Origin of the sequence: Dokdonella fugitiva, from assembly GCF_014138265.1 — a bacterium.
In the GTDB taxonomy this organism is placed as follows: Bacteria; Pseudomonadota; Gammaproteobacteria; order Xanthomonadales; family Rhodanobacteraceae; genus Dokdonella_A; species Dokdonella_A fugitiva_A.
Map to the genome: position 1 here is coordinate 862,311 of NZ_JACGXL010000001.1, position 19,386 is coordinate 881,696.

The 19,386-nt window shown below is 70.6% G+C and carries 20 protein-coding genes; 10 read left to right on the top strand and 10 right to left on the bottom strand.

Going from position 1 to position 19,386, the window contains the following annotated elements; all coding sequences use genetic code 11:
* Positions 1-104 precede the first annotated feature (104 nt).
* Positions 105-650 (top strand): carboxymuconolactone decarboxylase family protein, encoded by a 546-nt coding sequence (locus FHW12_RS03950; RefSeq protein ID WP_182529662.1) that lies wholly within the window; start codon positions 105-107, stop codon positions 648-650.
* Positions 651-689: 39 nt separating this feature from the next.
* Here FHW12_RS03950 and FHW12_RS03955 read toward each other — a convergent pair whose 3' ends face one another.
* From FHW12_RS03955 to gcvA, 3 genes are all read right to left on the bottom strand, one after another.
* On the bottom strand, positions 690-2,141 hold the full coding sequence (locus FHW12_RS03955) for an MFS transporter (RefSeq protein WP_259392812.1): 1,452 nt from the start codon (positions 2,139-2,141) through the stop codon (positions 690-692).
* A gap of 163 nt (positions 2,142-2,304) precedes the next feature.
* Positions 2,305-2,571 (bottom strand): DksA/TraR family C4-type zinc finger protein, encoded by a 267-nt coding sequence (locus FHW12_RS03960; RefSeq protein WP_182529664.1) that lies wholly within the window; start codon positions 2,569-2,571, stop codon positions 2,305-2,307.
* Positions 2,572-2,599: 28 nt separating this feature from the next.
* A complete protein-coding gene (gcvA, locus tag FHW12_RS03965; RefSeq protein ID WP_182529665.1) occupies positions 2,600-3,526 on the bottom strand; it encodes a transcriptional regulator GcvA in 927 nt (308 codons plus the stop codon).
* A 155-nt stretch (positions 3,527-3,681) separates the two neighbouring features.
* On the opposite strand from gcvA, the gene FHW12_RS03970 reads away from it, so the two are divergent.
* The 5 genes from FHW12_RS03970 (at position 3,682) to FHW12_RS03990 (ending at position 7,765) form a co-directional block, all read left to right on the top strand.
* On the top strand, positions 3,682-4,281 hold the full coding sequence (locus FHW12_RS03970; RefSeq protein ID WP_182529666.1) for a LysE family transporter: 600 nt from the start codon (positions 3,682-3,684) through the stop codon (positions 4,279-4,281).
* A gap of 47 nt (positions 4,282-4,328) precedes the next feature.
* A complete protein-coding gene (locus tag FHW12_RS03975; protein ID WP_182529667.1) occupies positions 4,329-4,784 on the top strand; it encodes a nuclear transport factor 2 family protein in 456 nt (151 codons plus the stop codon).
* A 71-nt stretch (positions 4,785-4,855) separates the two neighbouring features.
* A complete protein-coding gene (locus tag FHW12_RS03980; RefSeq protein WP_182529668.1) occupies positions 4,856-5,635 on the top strand; it encodes a COG4705 family protein in 780 nt (259 codons plus the stop codon).
* A 355-nt stretch (positions 5,636-5,990) separates the two neighbouring features.
* A complete protein-coding gene (locus tag FHW12_RS03985) occupies positions 5,991-6,818 on the top strand; it encodes a hypothetical protein (RefSeq protein ID WP_182529669.1) in 828 nt (275 codons plus the stop codon).
* Positions 6,764-7,765: a choice-of-anchor Q domain-containing protein gene (locus FHW12_RS03990; RefSeq protein ID WP_182529670.1), complete on the top strand. Its 1,002-nt coding sequence runs from the start codon at positions 6,764-6,766 to the stop codon at positions 7,763-7,765. The genes FHW12_RS03985 and FHW12_RS03990 overlap by 55 nt, the downstream gene beginning before the upstream one ends.
* 118 nt (positions 7,766-7,883) lie before the next feature.
* Here the strand turns inward: FHW12_RS03990 and FHW12_RS03995 are convergent, their stop codons facing one another.
* Positions 7,884-8,801 carry an alpha/beta fold hydrolase gene (locus FHW12_RS03995; protein WP_182529671.1) on the bottom strand — a complete coding sequence of 306 codons (918 nt, stop codon included), beginning with the start codon at positions 8,799-8,801 and terminating at the stop codon, positions 7,884-7,886.
* Between the two features lie 124 nt (positions 8,802-8,925).
* On the bottom strand, positions 8,926-10,011 hold the full coding sequence (locus FHW12_RS04000) for a restriction endonuclease (RefSeq protein WP_182529672.1): 1,086 nt from the start codon (positions 10,009-10,011) through the stop codon (positions 8,926-8,928).
* A 380-nt stretch (positions 10,012-10,391) separates the two neighbouring features.
* Between FHW12_RS04000 and FHW12_RS04005 the strand changes: the two genes are divergently transcribed.
* Positions 10,392-12,743: an FG-GAP repeat protein gene (locus FHW12_RS04005; RefSeq protein WP_182529673.1), complete on the top strand. Its 2,352-nt coding sequence runs from the start codon at positions 10,392-10,394 to the stop codon at positions 12,741-12,743.
* A gap of 239 nt (positions 12,744-12,982) precedes the next feature.
* The gene (locus tag FHW12_RS04010; protein WP_182529674.1) at positions 12,983-13,297 is read left to right on the top strand and encodes a DUF3761 domain-containing protein; all 315 of its coding nucleotides are present in this window, start codon (positions 12,983-12,985) and stop codon (positions 13,295-13,297) included.
* A gap of 128 nt (positions 13,298-13,425) precedes the next feature.
* On the opposite strand, the gene FHW12_RS04015 is transcribed toward FHW12_RS04010, so the two are convergent.
* From FHW12_RS04015 to FHW12_RS04025, 3 genes are read right to left on the bottom strand one after another with little or no spacing between them, the layout of a single operon-like run.
* Positions 13,426-14,586: a glutathionylspermidine synthase family protein gene (locus tag FHW12_RS04015; protein ID WP_182529675.1), complete on the bottom strand. Its 1,161-nt coding sequence runs from the start codon at positions 14,584-14,586 to the stop codon at positions 13,426-13,428.
* A gap of 7 nt (positions 14,587-14,593) precedes the next feature.
* The gene (locus tag FHW12_RS04020; protein ID WP_182529676.1) at positions 14,594-15,154 is read right to left on the bottom strand and encodes a DUF1190 domain-containing protein; all 561 of its coding nucleotides are present in this window, start codon (positions 15,152-15,154) and stop codon (positions 14,594-14,596) included.
* 7 nt (positions 15,155-15,161) lie between these two features.
* Entirely contained in the window at positions 15,162-15,575 is a 414-nt protein-coding gene (locus tag FHW12_RS04025) for a DUF350 domain-containing protein (protein ID WP_182529677.1), read from the bottom strand.
* 217 nt (positions 15,576-15,792) lie between these two features.
* Here FHW12_RS04025 and FHW12_RS04030 point away from each other — a divergent pair, with 217 nt between their 5' ends.
* Both FHW12_RS04030 and FHW12_RS04035 read left to right on the top strand, forming a co-directional pair.
* Positions 15,793-16,140 carry a YciI family protein gene (locus FHW12_RS04030; RefSeq protein WP_182529678.1) on the top strand — a complete coding sequence of 116 codons (348 nt, stop codon included), beginning with the start codon at positions 15,793-15,795 and terminating at the stop codon, positions 16,138-16,140.
* Positions 16,128-17,390, top strand: a complete 1,263-nt coding sequence (locus tag FHW12_RS04035) for an RNA polymerase sigma factor (protein ID WP_310735131.1) — start codon at positions 16,128-16,130, stop codon at positions 17,388-17,390. The genes FHW12_RS04030 and FHW12_RS04035 overlap by 13 nt, the downstream gene beginning before the upstream one ends.
* On the opposite strand, the gene FHW12_RS04040 is transcribed toward FHW12_RS04035, so the two are convergent.
* Positions 17,387-18,187 carry a LytR/AlgR family response regulator transcription factor gene (locus tag FHW12_RS04040; protein ID WP_182529679.1) on the bottom strand — a complete coding sequence of 267 codons (801 nt, stop codon included), beginning with the start codon at positions 18,185-18,187 and terminating at the stop codon, positions 17,387-17,389. The two genes, FHW12_RS04035 and FHW12_RS04040, sit on opposite strands and share 4 nt — an antisense overlap.
* Positions 18,184-19,284, bottom strand: coding sequence for a sensor histidine kinase (locus FHW12_RS04045; protein ID WP_182529680.1), 1,101 nt, complete (start codon positions 19,282-19,284; stop codon positions 18,184-18,186). The genes FHW12_RS04040 and FHW12_RS04045 overlap by 4 nt, the downstream gene beginning before the upstream one ends.
* Between the last annotated feature and the right edge of the window lie 102 nt (positions 19,285-19,386).

Consider the following 19,386-nt stretch of genomic DNA (forward strand, 5'->3'; position numbering starts at 1 on the left):
CGATGGATCAAGTATCGGAGACTCTACATCACCTCGAGTATCAGGCGCGCGCCTAGAGTGCGTCGCGTGCCGACCGGCACGCAGCGAACCCAAGGAGTTTCGCCATGTCCTATATCCCCGCGCTGCCGCGCAACGCGGTTGCACCTGCCGTCGGCGCCAGCCTCGATGCCGTGCAGAAGAAGCTCGGCGTGCTGCCGAACATGTTCCGCACGTTCGCGCACACGCCCGTCGCGTTGAACGCATACCTGCAACTCGCCGAGGTCGCCGCGAGCGGACGCTTCGACGCGAAGCAGCGCGAGCTCATCGCGCTCGCGGTCGGCGACCGCAACGGCTGCGACTACTGCCTCGCCGCGCACGGCGCGATCGGCCGCATGGTCGGCCTCGCCCCCGGCGAGATCGCGGCCGCACGCGCGGCGAGCGCGACCAGGGCCGGCGACGCCGCCGTGCTCGCGCTCGCGCAGCGCATCGTCGACGCACGCGGTCATGTACCGACGGCGGAACTCGATGCGTTCAAGGCGGCCGGCTTCGACGATGCAGCGATCCTCGAAGTGCTCGTCAACGTCGTGCTCAACATCTACACGAACTACACGAACCATCTCGCGCGCACCGACATCGACTTCCCCGCCGCGCCGGCGGCGCACGCAGCCTGACGCCCGGGATCGGGCCCCGCGCCGGCGGGGCCCGATCGATCACGCGGCGCCGGCCGGCTGTGCTTCGGCAGGCGCACCGGTCGCGCGCGGCGCCGCGCGCAGCACGAACAGTCCGAGCAGCGCGGCGACGATGCCGAACACGGCACCCGCCGCGAACGCGACGTGGTAGCCGCCCGTGAGCGCGACCGCATTCGGTGCGCCCGCCGCGGCGAGCGCACCCGTGCGCGCGGCCGACAGGCTCGCGAGCACCGCGAGGCCGAGTGCACCGCCCATCATGAACGACGTGTTGACGAGGCCCGACGCGAGGCCGGCGTCGCCGGGCTCGACGTCGTTCATCGCAGCGAGCAGCACCGGGTTGAGCGCCATGCCCGCACCGACTCCGATCAGCGCCATGCTCGGCAACACGTGCAGCGCGAAGCGGCCGTCGACCGGCGCGAACGCGAACAGCAGGAGTCCCGCGGCGGCGAGCAGCAGGCCGACGCCGATCGGCCCGCGCAGGCCGAAGCGCATCACGATCTTCGCCGACAAGCCGAGCGAGAACGCGGCCATGATGAGATTGGCCGGCAGGAACGCGAGGCCGACCTGCATCGGCCCGTAGCCGAGCACGAGCTGCATGTACAGCGCCGAGATGAAGAACCACGCGAACATCGCGGCGGCCCACAGCACGCCGATCACGTTCGAGGTCGCGACGTTGCGCAGGCGGAACAGCGCGAGCGGCACCAGCGGCGAGCGCACGCGCGCTTCGATCGCGAGGAACAGGCCGAGCAGCGCCACCGAAGCGCCGAGCAGGCCGAGCGTCTGCGCCGAACGCCAGCCCGCCTCGTTGCCGTTGACGATCGCGTATACGGCGAGCATGAGCGAAGCCGTGACGGTGACCGCGCCGCCGGCGTCGAGCTTGTGTCCTTCGCTGGACGAGTGCACGGCCGGCACGAGCTTGACGAACAGCGCGAACACGAGCGCGCCGATCGGCAGGTTGACGAGGAAGATCCAGTGCCAGCTCAGCGTGCTCGTGAGCAGACCGCCGAGCAGCACGCCGATGCTGCCGCCGCCGGCGCAGACGAAACCGTACACGCCCATCGCCTTGGCGCGCTCGGTCGCGTCGGTGAACAACATCATGATCAGCGACAGCGCGACCGCGGTGACGACCGCGCCGCCGAGTCCCTGCACGGCGCGCGCGGCGACGAGCACGCCTTGCGACTGCGCGAGGCCGCAGCCGAGCGAAGCGAGGGTGAACAACGTGAGGCCGACCAGGAACAGGCGCTTGTGCCCGTACAGGTCGCCGAGGCGCCCGCCGAGCAGCAGGCAGCCGCCGAACGTGAGCATGTAGGCGTTGACGACCCACACCAGCGAGGTCTCGCTGAACTTCAGGTCTTCACGGATCGATGGCAGCGCCACGTTCACGATCGTCGTGTCGAGCACGATCATGAGCACGCCGAGGCAGAGCACGATCAGGGCAAGCCAGCGTTTGCCGGCGTCGTGGTCGGTGGTCAAGGCAAGTCTCCGTATCCGGGGGTGCGGCCATCGGCTCCGATGCGCAAACCGGGGCCGCTCATCCATGACGACGAACGGGACCGCACCGATTCGACAATCGCGCACAGCCTCGCCGATGCGCGCGGCCGGCACCATGACCCGCGAGGTCATGAGAGCGTCGCTGTCAGCGCAGCTGGCTGTCCTTGCTGCCGCGGCGGTTGTAGCCCGCCTGCGCGGATTGCTCGCCGTCGCGAGCGGCCTGGCAGGCGACGCACAGGCGCACGCCGGGGACCGCCTTGCGGCGCGCCTCGGGAATCGGCGCCTCGCATTCCTCGCAGTGCGTGAGCGACGGACCGCGCTGGAGACGACTGCGCGCGCGCTTGACCGCATCCTCGACGGTCGCGTCGATCTGGTCCTGCACTGCACCGTCGCCGGCCCAACCCGTGGCCATCGCCGCCTCCTCGTGACGAGCCGCGATTCTACGCCGATGCCTTGCGCGACGCGATTCGCTTGCGCTGCGGCGGCGTGGCGACGGTGCGCGCTTCTTCCTCGAGCCACGCGCGGAACGCGAGCGCCGGCGGCGAGAGCGCGACGCGTTCCGGCCAGACGAAATAGTACGAGTACTGCGACGGTGCACCGACACGCGGGAACAGGCGTACGAGTGCGCCCGTCGCGAGGTCGCGCTCGGCTATGCTGCGGCGGGCCATCGCGACACCCGTGCCATCGATCGCCGCCTGCAGCGCGAGGCTCGCGTCGCCGAAGTCGAGCCGCCGCTTGCGGCGCGGCATCGGCACCCCGGCCGCGGCGAACCAGCGTTCCCAGCCTTCGGGATCGCTTTCCAGCCACGGCTGGCGCTCGAGTTCGGCGATGCTCGCCGGCATGCGCGCGCCGAACAGGCCCGGCCTGCAGACCGGGAACAGCACGTCGTGCATGAACAGGTCCGCGTGCTGCTCCGGCCAGTGGCCCGCACCGAAACGGATCGCAAGATCGACGCCGTCGCGCACGAAGTCCGCATGCGCCGTGCTCGAACGAATGTTGAGGTCGAGCCCGGGCTGGCGGTCGAGGAAGCGGCCGATGCGCGGCATCAGCCAGCGCGCCGCGAACGAGGGCAGCACGCTGACCGTGAGCATGGTGCGCCGCGCGCGGGCGAGCTCGGCGGTCGCTTCGGCGAGCAGCTCGAACGCGGCGGCCACCCGCTCGGCGAGCAGGCTGCCCTCGCGCGTGAGCGCGACGAGGCTGCGGCCGCTGCGCTCGAACAGGCGCACGTCGAGCTGCTGCTCGAGCGCCTTGATGCGATGGCTGACCGCGCTCGGTGTGAGGTGCAGCTCGGCCGCCGCGCGCGTGAAGCTCGCCAGGCGCGCCGCCGCTTCGAACGCGCGCAGGGTAGCGAGAGCCGGCAGTGCCATCATTTCGATGAAATTACTTCAACATTACGCTTAGAAATCATCGTTTGCCACCGCCAGGGCACCGCCAATATCTTGGCACTCATTCCATGATGCGGGAATCCTGCGATGAAGGATACTCAACACAACCAGTCTGCCCGCGGGCGTGGGCCGAGGCCGTGAGCGTCGCCGCGACATCGGCTTTCGCGCTCGCGCTCGCGGTTGCCGCCGCGATGCCGGGACCGGCGACGATCGCACTCAGCGCACGCGCACTCGCCGGCGGTCCGGCCGCGGCGCTGCCGCTCGGACTCGGCCTCGTGCTCGGCGACCTCGCGTGGTGCGCGCTTTCGATCACGGGTGCCGGCGCGATGCTGGCGCGGTTCCCGGCGCTCGCATTCGCCCTGCGCTGGATCGGCGCGCTCTGGCTCGGCGTGATCGCTTGGCGGCTGTGGCGCGCGACGGCGCCCACGGCACCGTCGGCCCCCGCCGGCGATCGACGTGGTCTGCGCGCGGGTCTCGCGATCGCCACTGCGAACCCCAAGACGATGCTGTTCTATCTCGCGTTGCTGCCCGCGTGGCTCGACGCCGGCGCCGGCGCGCGCAGCTTCGCCCTCGCCGCGCTCGTGATCGTGCCCGTCTACGGTGGCGTGCTCGCCGCGTGGGCGGTCGCCGCCGCGTCGACGCGCCGCGCGTTCGCGGTGCCGCCCGATCCGCGGCGGCTGCAGCGCATTTCCGGCATCGCGGTCGCGCTCGCCGCGGTGCTCGTCGCGATCGGCTGAGCGCGATGCTGCCCGATATCCACCCGCCATCCACCGAGGAGTCACCCATGAGGAGCACCGTCGCATTCGCCATCGTGTTGTTCGCCGCCACCGTCGCCCCGGCCGTCGCGGCCACGGGCGATTGCAGCCACGCGCGCATGGGCGAGCAGAAGAAAGACGTGGAGACGATCAAGCGCCTCGAGCTCGGCTGGCTCACGGCCGAATACCGCGGCGACACCGCGTTCCTCGACTGCCTGCTCGACGACGGCTACGCCGCGATCGCACCGAAGGACGACACGGTCCGCAGCAAGGCCGACCTGCTCGAGCACGTCGCGAAGAACAAGGGCAAGGACACGCCGATCCCGCCGTTGCAGAGCACCGTCGTCATCAACGGCGACCACGCCACGGCCTACTCGACGATGAAAGGCACGCGCAAGACCGGCGAACCGTACGAAGCACACTTCGTCGACGCCTACTATTTCAAGGACGGCAGCTGGCACGCGTTCGGCGGGGTCGACCTTTGACGCCAGCTTAAGCTCCGCGCAAGCCATATCGCGTATCGTCGACACGGCCACCTTTCCGGATTGCCGTGTCGATGTCGAATTCCCCGCGAGATCGCGTCGCCGACGCGAACGAGGCGAGCAAGGTCGCCCAGGTCACGTTCGCGTTCTGGATCATGAAGATCTGCGCGACCACGCTCGGCGAGACCGCGGGTGACCTGCTGTCGATGACCCTCGGCATCGGCTACGCGTTCAGCACCGTGGTCCTGCTCGCGTTCTTCTTCGCCACGCTCGGCGCCCAGCTCGCGAGCCGCCGTTTCCACCCGGCACTCTACTGGGCGGTGATCGTCTCGACGAGCACCGCCGGCACGACGATGTCGGACCTCGTCGATCGGTCGTTCGGGCTCGGCTACGGACTCGGCGCGAGCCTCCTCGCCGCCTGCCTCGTCGCCGTCCTGCTCGGCTGGCGGCGTGACGTCGGCACGCTCTCGGTCGAACGCGTGCGCAGCCGGCGCACGGAGGCGTGGTACTGGACCGCGATCCTCGTCTCCAACACGCTCGGCACCGCGCTCGGCGACTATCTCGCCGACAGCTCCGGCCTCGGGTTCCTCGGCGGAGCGGCGCTCGTCGGCACTGCGATCGCGCTCGTCGCCGCGGCGGCGGCGTTCACGCGGATCGACCGCGTCGTCCTGTTCTGGATCGCGTTCGTGCTCACCCGCCCGTTCGGCGCGACGTTCGGTGACCTTCTCACGAAGCCGGTCGATGCCGGTGGACTCGGCTTCGGCACGAGCGGCTCCTCGCTCGTGCTCGCGGCGATTTTGCTGCTGCTCGTCGCGGCGAGCTCGCGCGCCACGCGCGATACGACGGCGGCGTAGGCGCGGTCGAAAAAACCCCGCAGTCCCGGCGTCTCACGACGAGCGGATGCTGCGGGTAGCGGTGCCCGTGCGGAAGGGATGCGACGGGCAAGACGGAGCGTGGACGGGCGCTGTCTCAATTCCTGAGAGCGGCCACGACGCTTCGCGCAACCGGCCCTCGGCCCGACCGATCCCACGCGTCGGCGCACGCCGCGCTCGTCCGGACGGATCCGCGCTTGAGTGCGGCGGCGACCGGCCCTACATCAGCCAAGTCCGCACCGGATCACGAGAAATCCGGATCGCGTCAGGAATCCGTCATGCTTCGCGCGGGTGCCTCCTGTTGCAATCGCGGCTCCCGTTCCCGACGAGATCACCGATGCGCCGTCCCGAAACGCCCCGTCCGCGCTTCCGTCCCACGCAGGCGCCGCTCGCGCTCGCGATGGCACTCGCCCCCGGCCTCGTCGCCACGGCCGCTCCGACGCTCGACCACACCCCGGTCGTCGCCGCGCCGCAGCCGTTCAATACGGGCCTGGCGATGGGCACGCAGAAGGCGGTGCTGCGCCACCAGCTCGCGCATCGCGGCGTCGTGCCCGCGGCCGCGCCGCAGCGGCCCGCGACGACGGTGACCGTCACCAACTGCAACGACGCCGGCGCGGGCTCGCTGCGCGAGGCGTTCACGAACGCGGTCTCCGGCGACACGATCGACCTCACCGCGCTCGCCTGCAGCACGATCTCGCTGACCGGCGGCGCGCTCACGACGAGCGCATACGACCTCGCCGTGCGCGGCCCCGGCGCGAAGCAGCTCGCGATCGACGGCAACGACGCGACGCGCCTCGTCGCGCACACCGGCTACGGCCTGCTCGACATCGACGGCGTCACCCTGCGCAACGGCCGCTACGACTACACCGGCCCGGTCATGTATGCGGGGCTCGCCGCGGGCGCGTGCATGCTGTCTTCGGGCAGCGTCACCCTGACGAACTCGACCGTCGAGCACTGCAGCGCGAGCGGTACGAGCGTCTCGGGCGCGGCGATCGACGCAGCCGGCCGACTCATCCTCACCGACAGCACGGTCAGCGGCGTCAGCGCGAGCGCGCACTCGGACGAGATCTCGGCGACGATCTACGGCGGCGCCGTGTACGCGGCGGCGCCGTGTACGCGGCGGCGTCGTACATCACGCGCGCGACGATCAGCGACGCGACGGTGACGGCGAGCGCCTCGACCGCGTTCAGCGGCACCTTCGGCGGCGGCGTGTTCTCGCTCTACGGCATCGTGCTCACCGACAGCCGCGTGAGCGGCGTGTCGGTCGACGTCTCCGCGGCGAAGATCGCCTACGCCAAGGGTGGCGGCATCGGCTCGCCGCGCACGGTGATCGTGTCGGGCAGCACGATCGAGGACAACCACGTGCGCGGCACGCCGGGCATCGGTGTGAACGGCGCATACACCTACATCAGCGCGATCGGTGGCGGCGGTGTGTACATCGCATCGATCCCACGCGGTGTACCGCCAGTGTCGTCGATCGCGGGCTCGACGATCAGCGGCAACACGGCGACCTGCAACGGCGACGTCGGCGCCTACACGGTCGGCGGCGGTGGCGGCATCGGCAGCTGGTCACCGCTGCCGCTCGCGATCACCAACTCGACGATCTCCGGCAACAACGCGGCGACGATGGGCGGCGGCCTCTACACCCGGCATTTCGGCACACTGGCACTGTCGAACACGACGGTGACCGACAACACCGCCCCCGTTGGCGGCGCCATCGCCGACCAAGGCGAGGAATCCGCTTACGACCTGTCGCTGGTGAGCAGCATCGTTGCCGGCAACCACACCACCGCTGCAGCGTCGTTCGAGATCACCACCTTGCACGGGATCGCCGGCAACACGAACCTGCTCGGCACGGCGAACGTCGCCGTGCCCGGCGACTCGCTCGGCGGCGACCCGCTGCTCGCGCCGCTCGCGTACAACGGCGGCCCGACGCGCACGCACGCGCTGCTCGCAGGCAGCCCGGCGATCGACGCCGGCAGCAATCCCGCGGCGCTAGAGCACGACCAGCGCGGCGCAACCTTCCTGCGCACATCCGGAACGAATACCGACATAGGCGCGTTCGAACTGCAGCCAATCCCCGATGAACTGTTCAACGACGGGTTCGACTGAGCGCCGACGAACAGGCAGGCCTGCCGGCCCCTCTCTCCCTCGCCGGCCTCCCCAGCATGGGCCTGCTTGCGCCTCCTCCCGCGGGGTTTTCCCTCCCTCTCCCCGCGGGGGGAGATTTTCAAGCAGCCGGTGGCGTGCCAGCGGCAGCGTACCGATGCAGGAAACCCGCGAGCAGCGCGTTGAACCGCTCGGGCTGGTCGAGGAACAGGGCGTGCCCGGCGTCGGCGACGGTCTCGAAACGCGCGCCGCGGATCGCCTCGGCCATCCTGCGCTGCGCATCGAGTTCGGGCGAGAGCGCCGACGCGACCACGAGCGTCGGCCGGTCGAACTTCGCGAGAGCGGGCCGGCGATCGTACGCGACGAAGTCCGCGACGAGCATCGCCACGCCGAGGTCCGGCGGCGTGCGCAGGCCGGCCTCGACGTATTCGGCGATGCGCCGACGCGCCGGCGGTGAACGGATGATCGCGTTCATCATGCCGTCGAGGTACTCGCGCGGGTGCTGCTGGTACAGCGCGAACCGCTCGAGCGTCTGGCGCAGCGCATCCGGCTGTGCAATCGACGCGGCCGCACCGCCCGCGACCGGCGCGTCGACGAGCACATAGCCGGCGATGCCGTCGCCGCCGAACGCGGCGGCATACGCGGCGACGTCCTGCACGCCCTGCGACCAGCCGACCAGCACGACGCGCGACAGTGCGAGCGAGCGGATCACCGCGCACAGGTCGTGCGCGCGTTGCTCGGGCGTGTTGCCGCGCAAGCTGATCGTCGACGCGCCCTGCGAACGCGGGTCGATCGCGACGACGCGCGCTTCGTCGGCGAGCGCGGCCATCGCGTCGCGCCAGACCGCCGCGGTCGTGGCCCAGCCGGGCACGAACAGCACGGTCGTCGCCGCGTCGCTGCGCCCGCCCTCGACGTAGTGGATGCGCACGCCGTCGCCGACGTCGACGTCGCCCTCGCGCAACGCGGGCGCCGCCCAGACGCGGGCCGTGGCCGCGAGCAGGCCGAGCCATGCCAGCCAGCCGAGGGGGGAGGTTCTCATCGCGCATCGCCTCGTCGGTTCGGAGCGGGCGAGCGTCGCGTGCAGACCTGGAGGTCCGCAAGTGCGGCGATGGCGAATGCGCGTCGCGCTGCGAGCGGAATCGATGACGCGTGCAGCGTTCGGGTCAGCGTGCGCGGCGGTCGGAGCCCACGGTACTGCCGGCGACCGACGTCGACATCGACGCCGCGCATGCGCGCGACAGGATCGGTTCGCTCGCCTTCCTCGACGTCGCCTGCTGCAGGTCGACGATGACCGCCGCGCTGTCGCCGAGCGGCGCGAGCACGCCGCAGACCGTGTCGATCATCGGGTCCGGGCTCGCGTTTGCGCGATCGACGACGACGACGAGATCGTTGTCGTCGAGCCAGAACACGTTGCGCACGCCCGCCAACGGACGCACGGCAGCACGCGCGGCCTCGCGGTCGATGCTGCGCGCCCTCGCGCGTGGCGAGGGCGCACCCGCCACGGCGGGTCGGCCTGCGGAAGGGATGTTTTCGATCGCGGGAAGCGTCGGGATGCCCTGGCCCGCGAGCGAGTACGGATCCGCCTGCGCGCCGGGCCGCGCGTGCGGCTCGTCGGGCCGTGGCGGGATCTGCGCGCCGCGCGTCGCGGTCACCCTTGGCGCGGGACGCACCATCGCATTGAGCGAGTGCACGACGCCGGCGCAGACGACGACACACGCGGCGATCGTCAGCACCGGCACGAGCAGGCCACGCCGCGGTACGGCGGGCGCCTGGCGCGGGCCGACGCTGAGGGTCAGCTGCGGGTGCGCGTACATCGGCGGCGCGCCATCGCGGGCGGCCGATTCGAGCGCGACCGGATCGAGCATCGTGCGCAGCATGCCGCCGTCGACGAGTTCGACGTGCCCGATGCGCACCGCGGCGGCGATCGCCGCGGCGGTGAATTCGCCGCTGGTGACGTAGATCGCACCGGTGGCCGCCTCATTGGTCATGATCGCGTGCAACTCGTGCACTTCGTGCTGCGGCACTTGGAATGCCTTCCAGCGCTTGCACTGCACGATCACGTAGGCGTCGTCACGGCGCAGCTTGAGGTCGAACCCGCCGTCGTAGCGCTGGCCGGTGAAGTCGGCGCCGACCTGCTCGACGAGCCAGCCGCAGCCGCGATAGTAGTCGGCAAGCAGCGCCTCGAAGCGTGCCGGATCGACACGCGCGAGCGCGTCGTCCCACGGCGTGTGGTTGGCCTTCAACGTCACCGAGCGCCCCCTGCTCCCCGTCCTTGCGTTCGCCCCGCGGACAGCCGCGAGCGCCACCGCGGACGGCGTCGCCCGAAGCGCGAAGCAACAACGGGGCCAAGGACCGTTCCGACCACGATGCGAATGAATTCATGCGTTTCGCCTGCATCGCTCGACGTGCCCTCAACTCGAGGCTGCTCCGCGATGGTCACTTTGTGACGGATTGAAACGGTTGGACGCACGCCACGGAATCGTGCTCGCGCGCGCGAATGCATCGACGCACCGAAGCCTCCGTCCGCTACCGCGCTCCTGCGCGGGACCGAGATCGGCGGCGCCCGCCCGTGGCCCTTACGCGCGCCACCTTGCGTGGACGGTCGTGACGCGCCCGAACGAGATCCGCCATGTCGCCGCCCTTCCCCCGTTCCTCCTCGCCGACGCGCCTGCCCGGCGCACTGTTTGCGATCACGCTTTGCGCGTTCGTCGATGCGCCGCCCGCACGGGCGGCCGACTACCAGCTCCGCCAGGAAGTCGGCGCGATCGCGTCCGGCGAGGGTTCGCCGAACGGCGTGTTCGGCTACTCGGTCGCGATCGACGGCGACATCGCCGTTGCCACCGACTTGGGCATTCCGACCCGGCCCGGCAAGGCACGCACCTACGTGCGTTCGAACGGCGAATGGGTGCGCGAAGCCGGGCACGACATCGACCTGCCCGGCGATTCGAGCGCGATGCTCGCGCTGCACGAGGACACGCTCGCGATCAGCGCATTCGACTCGACCACGAGCCGCAGCTACGCACAGATCTTCGAGCACACGCCGAGCGGATGGGAGATGAGCTACAGCATTTCCACGCAGAGCGCCTACTTCGACCGCGTGGCCACGTCCGGCTACATCGTCGTCGTCGGCGAACCAGGCTACGACGGCGCCGCCGGGCAGAACCAGGGGCGCGTGCGCATCCTCCGCCGCAACGGCGATTCATGGTCGTCGGTGAACCTGCTGCCGACCACGCCGCATGCCGGCGCCCAGTTCGGTGCGTCGGTCGCGATCGTCGCGGGTGCGATCGTCGTCGGCGCGCCGCGCGAAACCGTCGGCGCCTACACGGACGCCGGCGCGGCCTACGTCTACGAGCTCACGATCGACACCTGGGACGAAGTCGCGCACCTCGTGCAGGGCGCGGGCGACCTCACCGGCAACCGCTTCGGAAGCGCAGTCGCGATCAGCGGCGCCGACCTGTCGACGCCGGATCGCCTGCTCGTGAGCGCGCCGTCGAACGCAGGCACGGGTCGCAGCGGACGCGTGCACAGCTACACGCGCACCAACGGCACGTGGACCGCGCGCACGGTGCTGCAGGCGCCCTCGCCGTCGGCGACCGACGGCTGGGGTTGCGCGCTCGCGCTCGACGGCATCTGGGCCGCGATCGGCCAGTGCGCCAGCAACGCGCAGGCCGCCGGCGGCGGCGCGATCGAGATGGTGCGCTTCTCGAGCGGCTTCACGAGCGTCGCCGCGGTGTCGGTCGACACCGACCCGTTCGGCGGCGCGAACGAATACGTCGGCTATCGCATCGACATCGACCGCAACGGGCCGACCCTCGTCGCCGGCAACCCGGTCGCGCCGATGTACGGCAACCCCGCGCAAGGGGTCGTGCTGTTCGGCACATGGACGAACGAGGCACTCGCCCTCGCGCGCGAACTCGACCTCGGCCAGGGCCTCAGCGGCGCGCGAGCGAGCACGATCGCGAGCGACGGCGACACGCTGCTCGTCGGTGCGCAGCAGGAAGACGTCGGCCTGCAGCAGGAGCGTGGCGCCGTGTACGCGTACCGGCGTGTCGCCGGGCAGTACGTGTTCGAAGCGCGCATCCTCGCGCCCGACGGCATGGCCGGCGACTACTTCGGCTCGCGCATCGCGCTGCAGGGCGATGTCGCTCTGATCAGCGCGATCGGCCGCACGCAAGGCAGCGTCGACGCCGCGGGCGCGGTCTACGCATTCCACCGCGAGGGCACGACCTGGTCGCTCGAACGGCAGTTCCTGCCGGTCGCGCCGCAGTACGAGGAGGAATTCGGCGAAGGCGTCGCGTTCGACGCCGGCACCGCGATGATCAGCAATCGCCACGACAGCACGTTCGTGTACGCGCGCTCGCAAGCCGGCGCGTGGACGCCATTGCAGACGATCGACCATGTCGGCTGGCCGGTTCGCCTCGAGGGCGATACGGCGATGCTCGCCTACTTCGGCGCGAACGGCGACGTCGGCGAGATCGGCGTGTACGCCCGCATCGGCGGCAGCTGGCAGCTGCAGGACACGCTCGCCGGCTCGCTGCCGGGCCAGGGCCTCGGCGTCGACGCGAGCCTGCACGGCGACTGGTTCGCCGCGGCGAGCAACAACCCGGCGATGCCCGTGCAGCTGTACCGGCGCACGCAGAACGGCTGGCTGCCCGAGGCGAGCCTGTTGCCCGAGGACGCGACGCCCGACACCTGGTGCTGGCACGTTGCGATGGCCGCGGACACGCTCGCGATGGGCTGCAGCGCGCCGGGCAACGAGGGCGCGGTCTACCTGTTCGAGAAGGTGGGCGGCCTGTGGACGCAGCGGCACAAGCTCGTACTGCCCGACCCGGTCGCGGGTGACGTGTTCGGTTTCACGCTGGATTTCCACGACGACGGCACGCTGTTCGCCGGTGCATTCGGTCGCGACCTGCAGTTCACCGACCAGGGGGCCGTCTACATCTGGACCGGCGACCGCCTGTTCGGCGACGGTTTCGACTGAGCGCGTGCCTGGATGGCTAAACGGCCGGTTTCGTCCGGGATTGACAAAGCCTGACGTGTCTGCGCAGCCATGCGCGACCGCAGACGTTGCCTTCCACTGGGCTCGCAGTGGCGCTAAGGCCGCGCCAGGCTTGGCCAGGCGGGGATCCGCGGGCGGATCGGGCCGTTCCCGCAGCGATTGGCACGTTAAATGCTTTTAAACCTTCGTCACCCTGACGATGGCGTGGAGGCATGTACACCATGAACATTCTTCGTCCAGCGGCCTGCTCGGCAATCCTGGCCCTCGCCGTAGCGTCCTCTTCCGTGTTCGCCGCCGAAGGCGACAGCTGCACCGCGCGCGTCGCCGGCCCGCAGGGCCAGTCCGGCGCGACGATCGGCAAGCTCGATGCCGACGGCAAATGCGTCGCCAAGGCCGAAGCCAAGAAGGATTCGGGCAACGGCAGCGGCCTCGAAGCGAGCGCGCAGTGCAAGGATCTTTCCTTCAGCTACGCCAAGAAGCGCGAAGGCGCGTGCGCCAAGCACGGCGGCGTGCTGGAGTGGCTGGCGCAAGGCTGATCACCGAGGACGGGTGGTACGCCGCCCGCCCCTGCCCCGTGAACCGCAGCGACGACCCCGTTCCGCGAGGAACGGGGTCGTCGCGTTCCCGGCGCACGTATCCCCCGAAGACGGGTGTCGGGACGACGCTAGAGGATCGCGTGCGGGACGAAGCGCGCGCTGTCGCGCGTGATCAGCGAGTCGTCCTCGCGCAGGCCGATACCGCTCGCGCGATCGCCGACGACCCAGCTGCCGACCAGCGGATAGCCGCGGTCGAATCTCGCGAGCGGATGGAACGCCTGGCGGATGCAGGGCGCATCGCCGTACGGCCCATCCGAATGCCACCGCTCGCCCGCACCGGCGTGCACCTCGATGTTCGCCCCCTCGCGCGAGAGCAGCGGCTTGCGCACCCAGCCCGCGGGCAGCGCAAGGTCCGGGCGATCGTCGAAGAACGCGGGCAGCAGGTTCGGATGGCCGCGATGGCGCTCCCATAGCAGCGGCAGGATGCCCTTGTTGCTGAGCACCGCCTTCCACGGCGGCTCGAGCAGCACGACGCGCGCCGTCGGCAGCGCCTCGCCGAAGGCATCGGCGAACATGAACTCGAGCGGATAGAGCTTGAACAGCGTGCCGATCGGCGCGTCGTCGAGGTCGGTGTAGCGACCGTCCGCGCCGAGCCCGATGTCCTCGATCGCGATGCGCCGCGTCGCCAGGCCGGCCTGCTCCGCGCAGTCGGCGAGATAGGCGACCGTGCCCTGGTCCTCGGGCGAATCGCGCACCGCGGAGAAATACAACGGACGCGGCAGGAGCGGCGCGATCGTCGCGATCGTCTCGACGAGGTTTTCCTGGATCAGGTTGTACTGGTCCGCGTCGCGCGGCAGCACGCCGCGGTCGATCTGCTCCTCGAGCCAGAGCCACTGGAAGAACGCGGCCTCGTAGAGCGAGGTCGGCGTGTCGTAGTTGAGCTCGTAGAGCTTCGCCGGCGCGCGGCCGTCGTAGGCGAGGTCCATGCGCCCATACAGGTGCGGTGAACCCTCGCGCCACGCACGAGCGATCCAGTCGCGGTAGTGTTCGGGGATGCCGAGCCGGTGCATGAGGAACTCGCTCGCGACGATCTCGCCGACGAGGCCCATCGCCATCTCGTGCAGCTCGAGCGTCGGTGTTTCGAGATCGCGCTCGACCTGCTCGAGCGTGAACGCGTAGTACGCACGCTCGTCCCAGTACGGCGCTCCGTCGACCGTGTGGAAATGGAAGCCGAGCCGTTCGGCGCTCGCGCGCCAGTCGCTGCGCTCGGCGATCGGAATGCGACGCATGGAATCCCTAGCCGCCGAACGAGCGGCCCCAGCCGCTGCGCTCCGACGAACTCCTGCCGAAGCCCGCACGCGTCGTCGTGATCGCGCGGTTCGGCGCGATGTCGACCGGGCGCTGGCGCCACCCGCCGTAGCTTGCGCCACCGCTGCTGCTCCCGCAGCCGACGTCGCCGCGATCGCAGAACCGCTCGTTGTAGCGCCCCGCGCGATCGCGATAGACCGGATTGGCGTCGACGTAGGCTGGCGAGCGATTCGCACCGAGCATCTGCGAGAGCATGAAGCCCGCCATCAGCGGCATCCAGACGCCACCGCCCTGCGCGCGCTCGGTGCAGAGATCGCCGTAGTCCTGCACGCACTGCTCGCGGCTCGCGTATTTCGGCGACGCATTCGCATGCGCGTCGGCCGCGGCCTTGAGCGCCTTGTCGCAGACCTCGGCGCTGTTGCCGTCGCTGCGGCAGGCTTCGATGCTCGTGTAGAAGCCTTGGCGCAACTTCTCCTCCTCGGCGCAGCCGGCGAGCAGTACCGGCATCTGGCCGATCGCGATCAGGGCGAGTCGACGGGAACGTTTCATCCGGACCTCACCAGGTCATGCAGGCGGCGTCGAGGATGCCGACGCCGATCGACAGCGTCGCGACGAGCGTCGCGGCCGCGCGTTCGTCGCGCGCGATGCGCGCCGGCAGGTCCGGCAGCAGCACGCGTGCGACGAGGAACGCGAGCAGTTGCACCACCAGTGCGATCGCGCTCCAGACCGCGCAGTCGAGCAACCCGACCGAATGCGCGATCGCCGACGCGAGCGGGATCACGAAGCCGATGAACGCGCCGCCGAACGAGATCGCCGCAGCGAGCGTGTTCGCGCGGATCAGCGCGAGTTCGCGCTGCGGCGTGGTCCAGGCGTACACGACCACGAACAGCGCGGCGAAGGCGATCGCCGAGGCGAAGTAGGCGAGGAAGTCCGGCAGGGTGGCGAGCGACGAGACCAGCGGCGGCGACATGGACGACTCCCGACACTTTCGACGTGGGGTTGCGCCACTGTACTTCAAGCCGCCGCGCGGGCGCCTCGCTGCGCGCGCTATGCTGGTGCGACCGCCACGCGGCCGCAGGCACGCACCGACGTCCCGCACGCGGAACCGGCGGTCGATGTCCGAATGCAGCACGCCCGATCGACATCGTAGCGGCGGCGCCATTGCCGTCGACCCCAGGAGACCCTCCATGCAGTACCTGCTCATGCTCTACGCGGACGAAAGCGGCTGGGGCCGGATGAGCCCGGCCGAACAACAGGCCGGGATGGCCGCGTACACGGCCTACACCGCGGCGCTGTCGAAAGCCGGCGCGCTCGTCGGCTCGAATCGCCTGCAGGACTCGGACACCGCCACGACGGTGCGCCTGGTCGACGGCAAGCCGCTCGTGCAGGACGGCCCGTACGCCGAAGCGCGCGAGCAGATCGGCGGCTACTACCTCATCGAGGCACCCGATCTCGACGCCGCGCTCGCCTGGGCGGCGCGCTGCCCGGGCGCGGGCCACGGCACGATCGAAGTGCGTCCGGTGTGGGAGAAGTAGGCGACACCGCCATCGCCGGCACGGCGGCGCGAGCGACGGCCGAGGCCGTCGCCGCGCGTAGCTACGGCCGGCTCGTCGCGTTCCTCGCGGTGCGCACGCGCGACGTCGCCGCAGCCGAGGACGCGCTGTCGGACGCGTTCGCCACGGCGCTCGCCGAATGGCCGCATCGTGGCTGCCCGGCCAATCCCGAAGCGTGGCTGCTCACGGTCGCGCGCCGCCGCCTCGTCGACGGCGCGCGGCGCCGCCAGGTCGGCGATGCCGTACTCGCCGAACTGCAGCAGCTCGCCGAACACGTCGTCGATGCCCACGACGAGGCGCCGATCCCCGACCAGCGGCTCGCGCTGCTGTTCGCCTGCGCGCATCCGGCGATCGACGCGGGCGTGCGCGCGCCGCTGATGCTGCAGACCGTGCTCGGGCTCGACGCGAAGCGCATCGCGGCCGCGTTCCTCACCTCGGCTGCGGCGATGGGCAAGCGCCTCGGTCGCGCGAAGGAGAAGATCCGCGAGGCCGGCATCCCGCTGCGCATTCCCGAACGGACCGAATTGCCGGCACGCCTCGACGCGGTGCTCGCGGCGATCTACGCCGCGTTCACCGACGGCTGGTGCGAGCCGACCGGCAGCGACGCGACGCGGCGCGACCTCGCCGACGAGGCAATCTTCCTCGCGCGCGTCGTCGTCGAACTGCTGCCCGGCGACGCCGAAGCACTCGGCCTGCTCGCCTGCATGCTGCACGCGCATGCGCGCCGCGCAGCGCGCCGCTCCGCCGACGGCGACTACGTGCCGCTGCACGCGCAGGACGTCGCGCACTGGGACGCGCCGATGACCGCCGAAGCCGAGGCGCTGCTGCGCCGCGCGAGTACGCTGCGCCGGATCGGCCGCTTCCAGCTCGAGGCGGCGCTGCAGTCCGCGCACGTCGAGCGGCGCCGCCGTGCCTGCGACAACGCGGCGGCGATCCTGCAGTTGCACGATGCGCTCGCGATGCTCGCGCCGTCGCCGGTCGCCGCGATCAACCGCGCGCTCGCGGTCGCCGACGTGCACGGCCCGACCGCCGGCCTCGCCGCCTTGCCCGATTCGGCCGCCGACGCGCGCATCGCCGGCTACCAGCCGTACTGGGCTGCACGCGCGGATCTGCTCGCGCGCAGCGGCGAGAACGAGGAAGCATGCGCAGCCTGCGACATGGCGATCGCACTGGAAACCGACGAGGCGGTGCGACGCTTCCTGCGCGCGCGCCGCGACGCGCTCGGCCGCTAGTCCGCCGCCGGCGGATCGTCGCTCGCGGTCGTGCGCGTGGTCGCGAGCCGAAGGAAGCTCTCGTGCTGGTAGCGGCTCATGCGCAGCCGCTGCCCGGTATCCATGACGACGACGTGGTGGCCGTTGAACCACGGGTGGATCGCCTGCACGCGTCGCACGTTGACGATCGCCGAGCGGTGCACGCGCGCGAAATGGCGCGGATCGAGGCGCGCGGCGAGATTCGCCATCGTCTCGCGCAATTCGTGGCTGCGATCGGCCAGGTGCAACTGCACCGTGTTGCGACTCGCCTTGATCCAGACGATGTCGTCGACCGGCACGAGGACGACGTGCTCGTCGACGCGCACGGGAATGCGCTCGAGCCAGTCCTCGCGCCGGCGCAACGCGTCGAGCGCCTGCAGCAGTTCGTGCGACGGCGCGGGCCGCGGCGTGGCCGCCGCCAGGCGCGCCTTCACGCGGCGCAGGGTCGCGAGGAAACGCTCGCGGCTGAACGGCTTGACCAGGTAGTCGACCGCGTTCGCCTCGAACGCGCGCACCGCGTACTGCTCGTACGCGGTCACGAACACGGTCGCGGGCATGCGCTCGGCGCCGATCGCGGCGACCACGTCGATGCCGTTCATCGCCGGCATCTGGATGTCGAGGAAGACGAGGTCGGGCGAATGCTCGCGGATCGCCGCGAGCGCCGACGCACCGTCGCCACATTCACCGAGCACTTCGACGTCGCCGTCCTCGCGCAGCAGGCGCACGATCGCGTGGCGCGCGATCGGCTCATCGTCGACGACGAGGGCCGCGATGCTCATGCGGCATCGTCCATGTCGGGCAGGTCGAGCCGACGCAGTGGCAGGCGGATGCGACAGGCGACGCCCTTGGGCCACAGGCTGTCGAGGCGGATCTCCGCCGCGTCGCCGTACAGCTCGTGCAGGCGCAGGCGCGTGTTCGACAGGCCGATGCCGCGCCGTCCGATCTCCTTCGCCGCGCCGTCGAGCAGGCTGTTGCTGTTGCGCACTTCGAGGCAGACGAAATCGCCCTCGCGGCGGCTCTCGATCTCGACGCAGTCGACGCCGACGTGCTTGCCGATGCCGTGGCGGATCGCGTTCTCGACGATCGGCTGGAGGATCAGCGCCGGCACCGCGCAGTCGAGCGTGCCCGGGTCGACGTACACGCGCGTGCTCAGGCGATCCTTGAAGCGCATGCGCTGGATGCCGAGGTAGAGGTCGAGCAGCTCGAGTTCGCGTTGCAGCGGGATTTCCTGGCCTTCCTGCTCCTCGAGGAACGCGCGTAGCAGCTCGCTCAGGCGCAGCAGCATGTCCTCCGCCGACGCGGTGTCTTCCTGCAGCAGGGTCACGATCGCGTGCAGCGTGTTGAACAGGAAATGCGGTTGCAGCTGCGTCCTGAGCACTTGCAGGCGCGAGTGCGCGAGTTCGGTGGCGAGGCGACTCGCCTCGATCTCGCGGCGCGTCTTCTCGCGGTAGTGGCGCATCGCCTCGTGCAAGGTGAGCAGTGCGGCGTAGGTGAGCAGGCCGATCGCGACGTGCTGGCCGACGAACTGGTCGACCTGCTGGCCGAACGTGCCCGGCTCGAACAGGTGCGACACCAGCGCGCCCGCGATGATCGCGATCGAAGTGACTGCGCACGCCGCCACGGCCTGCATGCGCAGGTTCGCCCAGGTCGGCGGCGAAACCGGATAGCGCTCGGCGAGGCGGAACACGAGCGGCGCGAGCGCGGCCCAGCTGTACCACTGGATCATCGACCAGCGCAGGTAGTCGAACATCGACCAGGTGCGGCCGTCCAGCGAATCGTGGAGGTAGCCCTGCACGGCGAACAGCAGCACGACACCGGTCCACAGGCCGAGGTAGCGCCAGAAGCCGATTTCGGTATCGAGCAGGCGGATCTTCATCGCGTCGTCGGCAGCGTCGTCGCGATCATCCTAGGCGCGGCCGGCGTGCGGCGGGAAGCTCCGATCGTCACGGCTACGATTCGTCCGCGTCGCAAGACGATT